The organism is Clostridium sp. HBUAS56017 (assembly GCF_007115085.1).
In the GTDB taxonomy this organism is placed as follows: domain Bacteria; phylum Bacillota; class Clostridia; order Clostridiales; family Clostridiaceae; genus Clostridium; species Clostridium cibarium.
In genome coordinates, this window is sequence record NZ_SULK01000015.1 from 35,981 (window position 1) to 50,881 (window position 14,901).

The window sequence follows — 14,901 nt, forward strand, 5'->3', positions numbered from 1 at the left end:
CTTGTTCTTCAATAAGTCTTGATACATCAGACTTTCTTTCTTCTAAGTTTCTTAAATATGATAATCTTTCAGCTAGCTTTCTTAGCACTTCATCTGAAAGTCCACCTGTCTTTTCTTTTCTATATCGAGCAATAAATGGTACAGTATTACCCTCATCTAACATTTCAATAACATTATTAACTTGACCAAGCTTTAATTCTAATTCTTTAGCCAATCTTTCTTCTATTTTTATCATAAGTCCCTCCTTATAAAATAAACGCAATACTTCTATTATAAACTTTTTTCTATTTTAAATAAATAATTTGTAAATTAATTCATATTAACTCTTTCATTATCTTTTATATTATGTAACCTTCTGATATAATTTAACTGTAAATATTTTACAGTAGGTGATTGTATGAATAAAATGATTTTAAAAACCGTTTCTTTATGTTTAGTTATTTTAATCCTACTTCTTGTACTGGATTACTTCAAGATTATTACTTTTACAAAAGTCATTAGAGAAATTCTTTCTTTACTTACACTTATACTGACAGTTTTTTCATCAACAGCAGTAATCTGTACAAGTAAATCTGGATTAAACAAATTTCTTAACTACATTATTTTATCTTCTATAACCCTTGGACTAGTGATTTACATTATAAATGGCGAACTTAATAATATACTTTATGTATCCCTCCTGTTTACTACTATATACGCCCTTATGGACATGCTATTTAAAAGGCCAGCATAATCTATTCATATTGTTTCCTCTAAATTAATATTATTAAGTAAAATACTAATTTGAGGAAACATAATGAAAAAATTATATTTTACCATCACAATCATTTCATTGTTAGGCTTAATGACATCTGCATTTCTAAAACTTTCATACTACGAATTTAAACCTTGGAATGTGAAAAGTACTATTGAACATTTTTCATCAAAGGATTTTAAAGGAAGGCTTGCAGGAACTGAATCTAATAAAAAAGTTGGAGCCGAAATTGAAAATACTTTTAAAAAATATAACTTAAAGCCCTTTGAAGAAGATTTTAACGTTAAGGTCCCTCTTCCAAATGATAAAAAATGTTCTTTACAATTACTTAACGGCTCAGCCGTCATTAAAAATTTTATTCTTGGTGAAGATTTTAAGGAAGATTTTCTTTCTTTTAGAAATTCATCTATAGATTTTTCAAAAAAAGATAGAATTGATATATACCCTAAATCATTTTCTATTTTTAAAGATAACATAGAGTATCTATTTTATGTTAATTTTGATAAAAACTTTTCATTTAGAAGCTCTTTTTCTCCAAATTCAAAATATGGATTTGTAATTGAAATTAATACTTCTACATTCAACTCTCTATTAGATTCACTTAGAGAAGGATATACTTTACATGTTGATCTTCCTTACTCAGTCCATGAAGAAAAAGTTTGTAATATAGTTGGAAAGATAGAAGGTTCTTCTGACTCATTGCCACCCCTTATACTCACTGCTCATTATGATCATATAGGTACTGACTCTCTAGGCAATGTTTATTATGGTGCTTTAGATAATGCTTCTGGTATTTCTTTTTTATTAGAGCTTGCTAAAAGCTACTCTACGTTAAAAGCACCAAAAAGAGATATAATTTTTGTTGCTTTAAATGGAGAGGAAATAGGACTAACGGGATCTAAATACTTTGCTAGTGAATACAAAGATACTTTGGCTGGAGCTGAAGTAATTAATTTTGATATGATAGGTGTAGATAATGTACCTATAACGTTAATGTCAGGAGAAAATTCTACTAAAGATTCTTCTAAATTATTAAGTTCTCTTGAAAACATATGTAACATAAAAAAGCTTAAATTTGCTAAATCATATCAGAATTCTAGTGATCATGCCGAATTCGTAAATAATGGTTTTGATTCATTAACCATATCAAATTGTGATTTAACTAATATCCACACACCTAGAGACACTGTAGACAAAATTTCTACAAAAGCAATTAAAAATACTTATGAACTAGTAAGATGTAAGATCATTGATTACGCTTATGACGATAAGTCTCTAATATTTTATAATAGCAAAACACTATTATTTTTTTCCTTATCATCCTTTTCATTAGTTGGTTTTAAATTAGCAAATTATAATAATAGAAAAAATACACCGACTATTTATAAGTCTTAATAAATAGTCGGTGTGTTCTATTTCATTAACCAATATATTTTGTCATTGCATATTTCAAATCCTAGCTTTTTTTGTAGACCTAGTGATTTTTCATTTTCTTCCCTCACTTCACCGTAAGGAATTCGGCCTTCTTTTAGAGCTTTATTAGTAGCTTCTGCTTGAAGAATTGTAGCTATCCCCATTCCTCTATATTCTTCTAAAACCTCTAAAAGCCCAATAGATCCTTCTTCATGATTTCCAATAAAGCCACATAACTTCTCATTAATAAACGCACCTAACATATTTTCACTTTCAATTCTTTCTTCTATGTATTCTTTCCCAACTAAATCTATACTAGAATAACTACTAACTACTATATCTAAATTTTCTTTTGTTAATTTTCTTACTTCTATTTCGCCTCTTGGTATCTCTATTAATAACTTCTTTGTCCATACTGAATAGTAACATGCTATATTAAAATTAGAATTGATTCTATTCTCTATAAGTTTACAACAAAAATCTTGATGGACTACAACCATTTCGGCTTCAAAGGGGATAAGCTTTATCATCCTCTCAGCTATTTCTAAATTTTCTGCTGATAACATATATATAAGGGAGTACTTATCTTGTATAAGTACTCCTTCTGAAGAAGCAAATAATATATCAACATTTCCTCTTCGTATGCATTCAATCATATCTACATTTAAAATATAGTTTTTATATAACATGCTATTTGCTATATCTTCACTCATTTCTCTCCCCGCTTCACTCTTATAAATTAAAAAATCCTGTAGAATTCTTTTAAATAATTCTACAGGATTTTTTTATGGTTCTTCGTTCATTATCCCTAACTTATCAAATATGATAAATAATATACTTATTATCATACCAACAATTGTTGCAAGTCCCATTCCCTTAAATTGAACTGACCCTATTGATAAGGTAATACCACTTAATCCAACAATAAATATTATTGATGTAATAATTAAGTTTCTTGACTTCGAAAAATCAACTTTTTCTTCTATGAAAGTTCTTAATCCTGATGTAGCTATTGTTCCAAATAATAACATACTAATTCCACCTACTACAGGCATAGGTATAGTATTAATCAAAGCTGCCATCTTACCTGAGAACCCTAATATAATTGACAGTAAACCAGCCCCACAAATAACATAAACACTATATACTTTTGTTAATGCTAGAACTCCAATATTTTCTCCATAAGTTGTTGTTGGTACTGATCCAAAAAATCCTGATAACATAGTTGATAATCCATCTCCAAGTAACGATCTATTAAGTCCAGGATCTTTAGTTAAATCTTTTCCTACTATACTGCTAGTTACTTTTAAATGACCGATATGTTCTGCTATTACTACAAATGCTGCCGGTACTATCGTAATTATTGCTTGAACATCAAAATGCGCTACTTTTATGTTAGGTAGTATAAAGAATTTCGCTTCCATTACTGGTGTAAAATCTACTAATCCCATAAAGCAAGCTGTTATGTACCCTACTATTACTCCAATAAGTATTGGAATAACTTTTAAAAATCCTTTTAACAATACATTACCTAAAATTACAGTTCCCAAGGTTACCATGGATACTATAACCCAAGTTCCATTAAATTCTGTAGTATTGCTTCCTCCAACTGGGAATCCTGCCATATCCGCAGCTGAACTTGCTAACTCTAGCCCTATTATAGTAACTATTGCCCCCATAGCTGCTGGCGGAAACAATCTGTTTATCCAACCTACTCCAAAATATCCTATAATAATTGCAACTATAGTAAATACACATCCAGTGGCAACAAATCCACTTTGGATAGTTTGAAAATCATAGCCTTGGCTCATTAATAAAAATACTGGTGCTAAAAAGGCAAAACTTGATCCTAAATATGCAGGTATTTTCTTTTTAGTTACAAATGCGTACAAAAGTGTTCCAATTCCATTAAAGAATAACACTGTTGTCGGATCTATCTTGAAAAGTATTGGTACCAAAACTGATGATCCAAACATAGCAAATAAATGTTGAATGCTTAGTGGTATAGCTCTCTTTAAAGGAACTTTTTCTGTTACATCTATGACTAACATTTCATCCTCTGACCTTCTTTTTTCTTCCATAAGTCTTCTCTCCTTATTTTTTTACACAATTTCTATTATAACTAACTTTTATCATATTATCTACACTAAGCAACAATATTATTTGCTTTCTAAATTTTTTATTATATCCTCTTTCTTTTAACTTTTTATATAGCAGAAAAGGCATAACTTAATACTCAATTTAAGTTATGCCTTGAAGTGCTTAATTACTATTTGAAAGGTACCCATTAATAAAATTATCTATTTCCCCATCCATAACAGCCGTTACATTAGATGTTTCAATATTAGTTCTATGATCTTTTACCATACTATATGGATGAAACACGTATGACCTTATTTGACTTCCCCATCCCATATCTCTAAGTTCACCTGTTAAATCTTCAATCTTCTCCTTATGAGCTCTTTCCTTTAATTCTATAAGCTTTGCCTTAAGCATAGCCATAGCAGTATCGCGATTAGAGAATTGACTTCTTTCATTTTGACATTGCACTACTATTCCAGTAGGGATATGCGTTATTCTTATAGCTGATTCCGTCTTATTAACGTGCTGTCCTCCAGCTCCACTAGCCCTATAAGTATCAACTTTTAAATCTTCTGATCTAATATCTATATCCTGATCTTTAGTAAGTTCAGGAAGCACTTCCACAGATGCAAAGGAAGTTTGTCTTTTTCCATTTGCATTAAATGGAGATATTCTAACTAACCTATGAATTCCCTTTTCAGCTTTTAAGTATCCATAAGCATGTTCACCCTTAATGCTTAGCGTAACACTTTTGATTCCAGCTTCTTCTCCATACAATAAATCCAAAGTTTCAACTTTATAACCTTTTTTATCACACCATCTAGTATACATTCTAAGGAGCATTTCAGTCCAATCATTTGCATCTGATCCTCCAACTCCAGAATGTAGTGTTAATATAACATTATTGTTATCATACTCTCCAGATAATAACAATTCTATCTTGTATGCTTGAATCTCTTTTTCCAGAGCTTTAATTTCATCAATTATCTCTTTTGCAGAATCTTCATCATCTTCATCCATTAGTTCTTTTAATACTTCTATATCTTCAACTCTTGAAACTAAATTATTGTGCCTATCTAACTTATCTTTTAATCTTTTACTTTCTTTAGTCACTTCTTCTGCTCTTTTAATATCTTCCCAGAAACCATTTTCCTGCATTTGAAGATCTAATTCATTTATCTTTTTTTCTAAAGCTTCCTTGTCAAAGTGAAGCCCCCATTTCTTTTATATTTTCTTTGATACTTGAAAGTTTACTCATCTCTTTTTCTAATTCAATTAACATATAAATTTCACCCCTCATTAATTAGAGGTTAACCTAATTAGGCTAACCTCTATTATTCATTATACTTCCCTACCGCAGCAGTTCTTATACTTTTTACCACTTCCACAAGGACAAGGATCATTTCTACCTATTTCTACTTTCTTTCTTACAGGTTCTCTCTTTGTTGATGGTGATTCTCCGTCACTAGCCCCTGCATGTGATGCACCTGTCTCTTGTACTACTCTTTCTCTTTCTGGAGCCTTCTCCATTTGAACATGGAATATATATCTAACTGTATCTAGCTTAATGCTTGCTATCATTTCATCAAACATTTCACTACCTTCCATTTGATAAGCTTGAACTGGATCTTGTTGCTTAAATGCCTTTAATCCCATTCCTTGCTTTAAATGATCCATATTATCTATATGATCCATCCACTTAGTATCAACATTTCTAAGAAGAATTACTCTTTCAATTTCTCTCATTCTCTCTGAACCAAATTCAGCTTCTTTTCCTTCATATATATCATTTGCTATAGATATATATTTATCTATAATTTCTTCATTAGAAAGATCCATAAGTTCTTCAATATCTACTTTGTTTGAAGGAATACAAATATCATTTAGATATGCAACTAATTTCTTCATTTCAGTTTCTATATCTTCAGATCCTTGCTCTACTCCATTTAAATGTACATTAACTGCATTAGTTATTATTTCTTTAGTCATATTTAAAATTTGTTCTTTAATGTCTTTACCTTCAAGAACTTCCGCCCTTTGACCATAAATAACTTCTCTTTGTACATTCATTACATCGTCATATCCTAGTAATGTCTTTCTTATATTAAAGTTATTACCTTCAACTTTCTTTTGAGCATTTTCTATTTGCTTTGTAATAACCCTATTCTCAATAGCATCATCATCTCCAAGTCCTAACTTTTCAACAATGCCTTGCATTCTATCAGACCCGAATCTTCTCATAAGTTCGTCTTCTAGTGATATATAGAATTGAGATGAACCTGGGTCACCTTGTCTACCAGAACGACCTCTTAATTGATTATCTATTCTTCTAGACTCATGTCTTTCAGTACCTATAATCTTAAGTCCGCCTACTTCTACAACATCTTCTCCAAGCTTAATATCAGTACCTCTACCAGCCATATTAGTTGCTATTGTAACCATACCAAGCTCACCAGCATGACTAATTATTTCAGCTTCTTGCTCATGATATTTAGCATTTAACACTTGATGAGGTATGCCTTTTTTCTTCAACACCTTAGAAAGTTCTTCTGATTTCTCTATACTTACAGTACCCACAAGTACAGGTTGACCTGTTTTATGAGTTTCTGCTATCTCATTAGCTATAGCATTAAATTTACCTTTTTCATTCATGTAAATTACATCTGATTTATCTATTCTTTGAACTTCTCTATGTGTAGGAACAACGATAACATCTAAACCGTAAATTTCTTGAAATTCACTAGCCTCTGTTAATGCAGTACCAGTCATACCAGATAATTTCTTATACATTCTGAAGTAATTTTGGAATGTAATAGTTGCAAGTGTTTTAGATTCTCTAGCAATCTTAACACCTTCTTTAGCTTCTATAGCTTGATGAAGACCATCTGAATATCTTCTTCCTTCCATAAGTCTTCCTGTAAATTCATCAACAATTACAACTTCTCCATCTTTAACCATGTAATCTTTATCTTTTTTCATAGTTACATTAGCTTTTAACGCTTGTGTTACGTAATGTTGAAGAGACATATTATCAGCATCAGCATAGTTTTCAACTTTAAATGTTTTTTCCGCTTTATGTATACCTGATTCTGTTAACATAACTGCTTTTGCTTCTTCATCAATAGTATAATCTTCTTCAGATTTTAAACTCTTTACAAAATAGTCTGCCACTTTATAAAATTCTGTAGACTTTTCTCCTGCTCCTGAAATAATAAGAGGAGTTCTAGCTTCATCAATAAGTATGGAGTCAACTTCATCTACAATACAGAAATTAAGTTCTCTTTGAACTCTTTCTTCTTTATATATAACCATATTATCTCTTAAATAATCAAATCCAAACTCATTATTTGTTCCATAAGTTATATCAGCACCATATGCTTCTCTTCTTTGATCATTTGTAAGACCATGAACAATAACGCCTGTTGTTAATCCTAAGAATTCATATACTTGCCCCATCCATTCTCTGTCTCTTGATGCAAGGTAATCATTAACTGTTATTACATGAACTCCTTTTCCACTTAAGGCATTTAAATAAGCTGGTAAAGTTGCAACTAATGTTTTACCTTCACCTGTTTTCATTTCAGCTATTCTTCCTTGATGTAACACTGTTCCACCAATTACTTGTTCTCTATAATGTTTCATTCCAAGAACTCTACCTGAAGCTTCTCTAACTACTGCAAATGCTTCCACTAGTATATCATCTAATGTTTCTCCATCTTCAAGTCTCTTTTTAAATTCTGAAGTTTTTGCCTTTAGCTCTTCATCTGTAAGCTTTTGCATCTCCCCATCTAAGGCTTCAACTTTATCTGCAATAGGCTTTATTTTATTTACTTCTCTTTCAGTATATGATTTAAATAAACCACCTAATAATCCCATAATTTCATCCTTTCAAAATTTATTCTCTGTATATTATGATAATAGTATACTGTGCATCTTTAAATTATAACATTTAACGCCGAGTATTATCAAGAAATATAGTTATATATTAACAAAGATTTATAAATTAGTCTAATCTTTCCCATATTTTGATAATAAAAAACCTATGGTTACCCATAGGTTTTACTAAATACTATCTATATTCTGGTTCTATCAAACCATAATTTCCATCTTTTCTTTTATAAGTAACGCTAACTTTATTTGTTTCTGCATCTTGATATACGAAAAAGTTATGTCCTAAAAGCTCCATTTGCAAAATCGCCTCATCAACCGACATTGGTTTCACATTAAAACTTTTTGTCTTTACTATCTTTTGCTGTTCTTCTTCTTCAACCTTTATATCACTCGCATTAAAGGATGGATATCTTAGTGATCCTCCTGTATTTTTTCTAGAAAGTTTTGTTCTCTGCTTTCTTATTTGTCTTTCTAACTTATCTTCTACTAAATCAATAGATTTATACATATCATCAGTACTTTCTTCGCTTCTTAATATAACTCCATTAAAAGGAATAGTGACTTCGATGATTTGTCTATTCTTTTGTACACTCAATGTTACTTTTGCTTCAACTTCCGGGCTAAAATATCTTTCTAACTTAGATATTTTTTTCTCAACACTTTCCTTTAGTGCAGATGTTAATTGAATATTCTTTGCCATTACATTTACTTTCATATTTCCAGCCCCTCTCATACGTTTAAAATTGTTTAAAACTTATATTATCTTCTTTTACTATATTTTAACCTTTTCTTAATAGAAACTCAATATTACTTTTCAGAATTTACAGAATATTATGTAATATTCTCTTTTCTATTCTCTCTATTTCTTTTATTTTCATATTTTTATGACAAGTTAGTTTATCTTTAACAAAAAAAATTTGCATATAATTAATAATAATAATTTAATATTATTACAAATTATATACAAACTTATAACTCTTATTTATTCAAATTTACATTAGTAAAGCTAGCTGACCTGGTCTTTGACCCCACACTCGCCTGCTGGAACTTTCGCTACCCAGATTTAACTTCTCACTACTAATCCTCTCAACTTTTATAGCTGGCAGGGCTTACTTCTATACCGCACCATGCTCCCTAGAACTTTGTCTAGCTTACGTGGATCGTTTTGCCTGCGACTAGCATCGACTTTCAACCACAGACCTAGCCTTACATTAATATTATATATGAGATTTAGCAAGAGTCAATGTTTTTATTTCTATAGCTCCACTTTCTTTTAAAACTCTTATACCTTCATTGATAGTAGACCCCGTCGTAATAACATCATCAATAAGTATAAATTTTCTACCCTTTACTTTACTTATATCTTTAACAGCAAATGCTCCTGCCATATTTTCAGTTCTTTCTTCTTTATTTAATGTTTTCTGTACCCTAGTATCTTTAATTTTCTTTAATGTATCTATAATTTTAAATCCATTTCTCCACCCGATCTCCTGAGCTAAATATTCACACTGATTAAATCCATATTTCTTTAATCGTTCTTTACTAATTGGTATAAAAGTTATATAGTAATCTCTTTCAAAACTTAAAATTTTCTCTTCAGCTAGTTTAACTAAGATTTCTCCAGCCGTAAAATCTTTTTTATATTTAAATTTTAATATTAATTCCTTAAGAACTCCTTTATAGTATCCAACACAAAGCTCTTTATCAAAACATGGCATTATATCATTTCTACAATTATTACATATACCATTAACTTCTTCTTTTCTACATATTATACATTTATCTTCTTTAGGATATATTAATTCTAAAACGCCTAAATATATATCTTTTAAAAAACCATAGAATTTCTTTTCCATATCATTTTGTTAAAATCTCTAGCCATGTCTTTTGCTTTATCCATATCCTCAGACACATCTTTTGAAACAAATAACATTTCTGGTACCACATCATTTATCTTAGAAATACTTCCACATAAATATATTAAATTTTTATAATTATATCTATTATTATCAGCAAAAAGAACTATAGCAGCTTCAAACCTTGAATCTTCTAACGAAACCTCCATATAATCTGTTATTATAAATATTGCCTTATCTTTTATTTTTAAACTGCTATTTATATATTTTTTCCTATCATCTTTTGAAAACTTAATTATTTTTGCTCCATCAAGTTTTAATTTATCTATATAATAATCATATACAGCTTCTAATTTCTCCTTATCTGGAACGAATATAACCACTCTCTTTTTTTCATCTCTAAACCATTTTAAATAATCATATAAAATGTATGGTATATCTTTATTTAAATCAATCCTTGTTGTAATCATTCTAGGCTCAACAATTAACATTTCTTTGCAGACACTTGCTAATTCAAATCTCTCTCCTATTTTTATAACAAGTTCAACTGTATATAATATAGATCTTTCTGATATTTCTAAGGTATTCTCATACGCACCCTTTAAGTTAAATTTGCTTAGATATGAATAACTTGTTATATCATCGAATATTGCTAACTTAAACTTTCTTTTAACTTTTGAAATATTTTTATAGTTCAAAAATAAAATATCTGAATCACCACTACCATCTTCTGTATATCCATAAGTAACATTTATCTTAAATGATTTTAATTTTCCAATTAATTCTTTAACTTCTCCGTCTTTGCCCCAAATGTAAAGTATTTTCCCTTCATCTTTAATCACTTCCAATATTATATCTACAAATATTAAAGATGAATTAAAAGGTATAGTAACAATAGACAAACTCTTCAATTTTTTTTTATACCAAGAACTAATTCTTTTTACACCGTGATTAAATTCTTCATAAACTATCATATCCTTTTTATTCATACATGCACCTTCCAGATTAACTTAAAGCATCGTTACATAACAAATCCTTTATCCTTAATTCCAATGTAGAATATCTCTCCATACTTTCAGTATTAGTTACCATGTACTGAAGAGCTCTTGAATACCCTACAACTGTTAACAATTCCTTCGCTCTTGTAATACCTGTATACAGTAAATTTCTATTCATTAAAAAAGGTGATCCCATAAAAGCTGGAATTATAACGACTTTAAACTCACTACCTTGACTTTTATGTATTGTTATTGCATAAGCAAGTTCTAATTCTTCCGTACTTTCTGAATCATAAACAACTTTTTTTTCATCATCAAACACTACGGTTAATGTGCGTCCATCTTCACTTATACTTTTGATAAACCCCATATCCCCATTAAATACGCCTTCACCTTCTATAGATTCACCTTCTGACAACAAACTCCATTTAATAGAATAATTATTTTTCGTTTGCATAACCTTGTCACCTTCTCTTAAGATAAGGTTTCTTTGCTTCTTTTCCTTTTTTTCTTTTGATGGTGGGTTTAATATTTCTTGCAATTTTTCATTTAAATTCAACACTCCAAGTATACCTTTCTTCATTGGAGTAAGAACTTGAATATCTTTTCTTTTATCCCAATTCCTATTAAAATTTGGCAATCTTCTATTAATTAAATCTAAAAGAACCTGTAGTATACTCTCCATATTATCTTCTTTAATAAAATAAAAATCCTTATCTTTTCTATTTAATAGAGGCATTTCCCCCTGATTTATTCTATGAGCATTTGTTATAATTAAACTTTCTGCTCCTTGCCTAAATATTTCTTTTAATCTTACAACTTTAATAAGTCCACTATTAATTAAGTCTTTAAGAACATTACCAGCACCAACTGAAGGAAGTTGGTCCACGTCTCCTACAACTATTAACCTAGTCCCTAACCTTATAGCCTTTAATAAATTATTCATCAAAAAAATATCTATCATAGATGCCTCATCTATAATTACTACATCTCCATCTAATGGTTCATAGGAATCATTACCTATATCTGTATTTTCTTCACCAGCTCCTATATCTAACAGCCTATGAATTGTCTTCGCTTCTCTGCCTGTAGATTCACTCATTCGTTTTGCTGCTCTTCCTGTAGGTGCTGCTAATAATACTTTCATTCCCTGGTTCTCATATATATCAATTATTGATTTTATTATTGTTGTTTTTCCAGTTCCAGGTCCTCCAGTAATAATCTCAATCCCATCAGTAAATGCTCCTATAATAGCTTCCTTTTGTGATGCTGCTAATCTAATCTCTTGCTTTTTTTCAAATACTTCTATTTCAAATTCTATATCAGTATTAATAGTTTGATAATTTTCTAATGACAGTTTAGCTATCTTTTCGGTTATTCCTAGTTCACTATAGTAATAAACAGGAATAAAAACAGCTTCTACATTATTAATTTTTTGTATTATAAGTTGATTTTCTAATGAGGCATTATATATATTCTCTTCAATTAGCTCTTCTTTAACTCTTATTAATTCCTTTGTTTCTTCTATAACTAATTTCTTAGGCATATATGTATTTCCAGAAGAACAAAATCTATTTATTATAAAATCAATTCCACTCTTTATCCTTGAATCTGATTCTCTATCTATTCCAATTGATTCTGCTAACTTATCTGCAGTTAAAAAACCTATTCCTTTTATCTCCTTACAAAGTATGTATGGATTTTTTTGTACTATTTCTTTAGCATTGGGTCCAAACTTTTTATAAATCTTCAAACATTGCCCATGACTTATCCCTTGCCCTTGAAAATATATCATTATATCTTTTAAATCATGTTGTTCTAAATATGACTCGCATATAATACTAAATTTCTTATCTCCTATTCCTTCAATTTCCTTTAATCTATTAATATTGTTATCAAGTACATCAATTGTATCTTCTCCAAAATGTTCTATTATCTTTTTGGCGGTAACCGGTCCAATTCCTCTTATGATTCCCGAAGATAGATATTTTTCTATTCCATCAATAGTATCTGGCACTATTTCTTCACATTTTGTTATACTAAATTGTTCTCCAAATTGTTTATGTACCTTCCATGAACCAGTTAACTTAACATGTTGCCCTTCTCTAAGAAAAGGTACTGTTCCAACAGCAGTAACTGTTTTATTATTTGAATTAACTTTTACAACAACATATCCAGTATCTTCACTTTTAAAAACAATGCCTTCTATAAAGCCTTCAACTACATCCATACTATCTCTTCTCCAAATCTTGTGCCTTTATTTTAATTTACTTTGTTTATTATAATTATAGCATAGGATATTAATAATTTGCCCATTAATCAAAAAAGGAACTGACTCAAAAATTTCTGAATCAGTTCCTTTTTATTATAATAAATTCTTGATTTCCTCAACCTTGTTAAGTTGTTCCCAAGGAAGATTTACATCTGTTCTTCCAAAGTGTCCATATGCTGCAGTTTGCTTGTAGATTGGTCTTCTTAAATCCAAGTCTCTTATTATTGCTCCTGGTCTTAAGTCAAATACCTTTTCTACTATTGAAACTAATGTTTCTTCATCAACTTTACCTGTTCCAAAAGTATCTATTTCTATAGATACTGGTTTAGCAACTCCAATTGCATAGGCTAATTGAATTTCAAGCTTATCTGCTACTCCTGCTGCTACTAAGTTCTTTGCAACCCATCTTGCTGCATAAGCTGCTGATCTATCAACCTTAGTTGGATCTTTTCCAGAAAATGCTCCACCACCGTGTCTTCCATATCCACCATAAGTATCCACGATAATCTTTCTTCCTGTTAATCCTGAATCTCCTTGAGGTCCACCAACTACAAATCTGCCAGTTGGATTAATATAATACTTAGTATTTTCATCTAACAATTCTGCTGGAATCACTTCATTTATAACATATTTCATTAGATCCTTTTCTATTTGTTCTAATGTAACATCTTCACCATGTTGTGTTGAAATAACTATTGCATCAATTCTTTTAGGTTTATTATCTTCATATTCAACTGTAACTTGAGTTTTACCATCTGGTCTTAAATAATTTAAAGTACCATTCTTTCTTACTTCTGTAAGTCTTCTTGAAAGTCTATGAGCCATAGCTATTGGAAGTGGCATAAATTCTGGTGTTTCATTTGTAGCAAAACCAAACATCATACCTTGGTCTCCAGCACCTACTGCTTCTACATCATCCTTTTCACCTTTTCTTGCCTCTAATGCTTCATCAACACCCATAGCTATATCAGCTGATTGTTCATCTATAGTAGTCATAACGGAACAAGTATCGCAATCAAAACCATACTTTGCTCTATCATATCCTATTTCTCTTACTGTTTCTCTAACAACTTTAGGAATATCAACATAACAGTTTGTTGTTATCTCTCCCATAACCATTACCATACCTGTTGTTGTACATGTTTCACAAGCTACCCTTGCATTTGGATCTTTTGAAAGAATTGCATCTAAAACTGCATCTGATACCTGATCACATATTTTATCTGGATGTCCTTCTGTAACTGATTCTGAAGTAAATAATCTTTTCATTTTCATCTTCCTTTCCTTGTTTTTCTACAATAAAAAAACTCTTCACAGAGAAGAGAATTGCAATAATCTCTCTCATCTCGTAGATATTAAACCTACAGGAATTGGCACCTTGTTATTTTAACAGGTTGCCGGGTTTCATCGGGCCCTTTCCCTCCACCTCTCTTGATAAGAGTTTTCATATTCTATTTAACTGTATTTTAGCATATTAATATTAAAATTACAACACTATAATTTCAACAAATATAACTTGCATAAAAAAAGCAAGAATATTCTTGCTTAAGTGGTGGATGAGGATGGATTCGAACCATCGAAGCAACTTGCAACAGATTTACAGTCTGCCCCCTTTGGCCACTCGGGAACTCATCC

The 14,901-nt window shown here is 30.2% G+C and carries 11 protein-coding genes, 1 tRNA gene and 1 riboswitch; of the genes, 1 reads left to right on the forward strand and 11 read right to left on the reverse strand.

Annotated features, from left to right (window positions below):
* A partial coding sequence (locus FAY47_RS20980) for a Tex-like N-terminal domain-containing protein (RefSeq protein ID WP_279232062.1) occupies positions 1 to 235 on the reverse strand: 235 nt, incomplete at its 3' end.
* A 561-nt stretch (positions 236 to 796) separates the two neighbouring features.
* Between FAY47_RS20980 and FAY47_RS13350 the strand changes: the two genes are divergently transcribed.
* Positions 797 to 2,149: a M28 family metallopeptidase gene (locus FAY47_RS13350; RefSeq protein ID WP_143317410.1), complete on the forward strand. Its 1,353-nt coding sequence runs from the start codon at positions 797 to 799 to the stop codon at positions 2,147 to 2,149.
* 17 nt (positions 2,150 to 2,166) lie between these two features.
* Here the strand turns inward: FAY47_RS13350 and FAY47_RS13355 are convergent, their stop codons facing one another.
* The 10 genes from FAY47_RS13355 to FAY47_RS13400 all read right to left on the reverse strand — a co-directional run bounded on the left by FAY47_RS13355 (position 2,167) and on the right by FAY47_RS13400 (position 14,901).
* Positions 2,167 to 2,880 carry a GNAT family N-acetyltransferase gene (locus tag FAY47_RS13355; RefSeq protein WP_143317412.1) on the reverse strand — a complete coding sequence of 238 codons (714 nt, stop codon included), beginning with the start codon at positions 2,878 to 2,880 and terminating at the stop codon, positions 2,167 to 2,169.
* A gap of 72 nt (positions 2,881 to 2,952) precedes the next feature.
* A complete protein-coding gene (gene uraA / locus FAY47_RS13360; protein WP_143317414.1) occupies positions 2,953 to 4,248 on the reverse strand; it encodes a uracil permease in 1,296 nt (431 codons plus the stop codon).
* A gap of 181 nt (positions 4,249 to 4,429) precedes the next feature.
* A protein-coding gene (prfB, locus tag FAY47_RS13365) for a peptide chain release factor 2 (protein ID WP_143317416.1) occupies positions 4,430 to 5,531 on the reverse strand; the annotation gives its coding sequence in 2 pieces (ribosomal slippage) (positions 4,430 to 5,452 and positions 5,454 to 5,531; 1,101 coding nt in all).
* 59 nt (positions 5,532 to 5,590) lie between these two features.
* A complete protein-coding gene (secA, locus tag FAY47_RS13370) occupies positions 5,591 to 8,125 on the reverse strand; it encodes a preprotein translocase subunit SecA (RefSeq protein ID WP_143317417.1) in 2,535 nt (844 codons plus the stop codon).
* A 193-nt stretch (positions 8,126 to 8,318) separates the two neighbouring features.
* A complete protein-coding gene (gene raiA / locus FAY47_RS13375) occupies positions 8,319 to 8,855 on the reverse strand; it encodes a ribosome-associated translation inhibitor RaiA (protein WP_143317418.1) in 537 nt (178 codons plus the stop codon).
* Between the two features lie 502 nt (positions 8,856 to 9,357).
* Complete coding sequence (locus tag FAY47_RS13380) at positions 9,358 to 9,996, reverse strand: ComF family protein (protein ID WP_143317419.1); 639 nt, start codon at positions 9,994 to 9,996, stop codon at positions 9,358 to 9,360.
* Positions 9,969 to 10,985 (reverse strand): hypothetical protein, encoded by a 1,017-nt coding sequence (locus FAY47_RS13385; protein WP_143317420.1) that lies wholly within the window; start codon positions 10,983 to 10,985, stop codon positions 9,969 to 9,971. Before FAY47_RS13385 ends, FAY47_RS13380 begins: the two co-directional genes overlap by 28 nt.
* Before the next feature lie 16 nt (positions 10,986 to 11,001).
* Positions 11,002 to 13,224 (reverse strand): ATP-dependent RecD-like DNA helicase, encoded by a 2,223-nt coding sequence (locus tag FAY47_RS13390; RefSeq protein WP_143317421.1) that lies wholly within the window; start codon positions 13,222 to 13,224, stop codon positions 11,002 to 11,004.
* Positions 13,225 to 13,359: 135 nt separating this feature from the next.
* On the reverse strand, positions 13,360 to 14,535 hold the full coding sequence (gene metK / locus FAY47_RS13395; protein ID WP_143317422.1) for a methionine adenosyltransferase: 1,176 nt from the start codon (positions 14,533 to 14,535) through the stop codon (positions 13,360 to 13,362).
* Between the two features lie 69 nt (positions 14,536 to 14,604).
* Positions 14,605 to 14,707: riboswitch (SAM riboswitch) on the reverse strand.
* 109 nt (positions 14,708 to 14,816) lie between these two features.
* Positions 14,817 to 14,901, reverse strand: a tRNA-Tyr gene (locus FAY47_RS13400).

Coding starts and splice junctions, on each gene's coding strand:
- uraA (WP_143317414.1), bottom strand. CDS start 4,248: ATGGAAGAAAAAAGAAGGTCAGAGGATGAAATGTTAGTCATAGATGTA.
- FAY47_RS13355 (WP_143317412.1), bottom strand. CDS start 2,880: ATGAGTGAAGATATAGCAAATAGCATGTTATATAAAAACTATATTTTA.
- FAY47_RS13390 (WP_143317421.1), bottom strand. CDS start 13,224: ATGGATGTAGTTGAAGGCTTTATAGAAGGCATTGTTTTTAAAAGTGAA.
- raiA (WP_143317418.1), bottom strand. CDS start 8,855: ATGAAAGTAAATGTAATGGCAAAGAATATTCAATTAACATCTGCACTA.
- metK (WP_143317422.1), bottom strand. CDS start 14,535: ATGAAAAGATTATTTACTTCAGAATCAGTTACAGAAGGACATCCAGAT.
- FAY47_RS13350 (WP_143317410.1), top strand. CDS start 797: ATGAAAAAATTATATTTTACCATCACAATCATTTCATTGTTAGGCTTA.
- secA (WP_143317417.1), bottom strand. CDS start 8,125: ATGGGATTATTAGGTGGTTTATTTAAATCATATACTGAAAGAGAAGTA.
- FAY47_RS13385 (WP_143317420.1), bottom strand. CDS start 10,985: ATGAATAAAAAGGATATGATAGTTTATGAAGAATTTAATCACGGTGTA.
- FAY47_RS13380 (WP_143317419.1), bottom strand. CDS start 9,996: ATGGAAAAGAAATTCTATGGTTTTTTAAAAGATATATATTTAGGCGTT.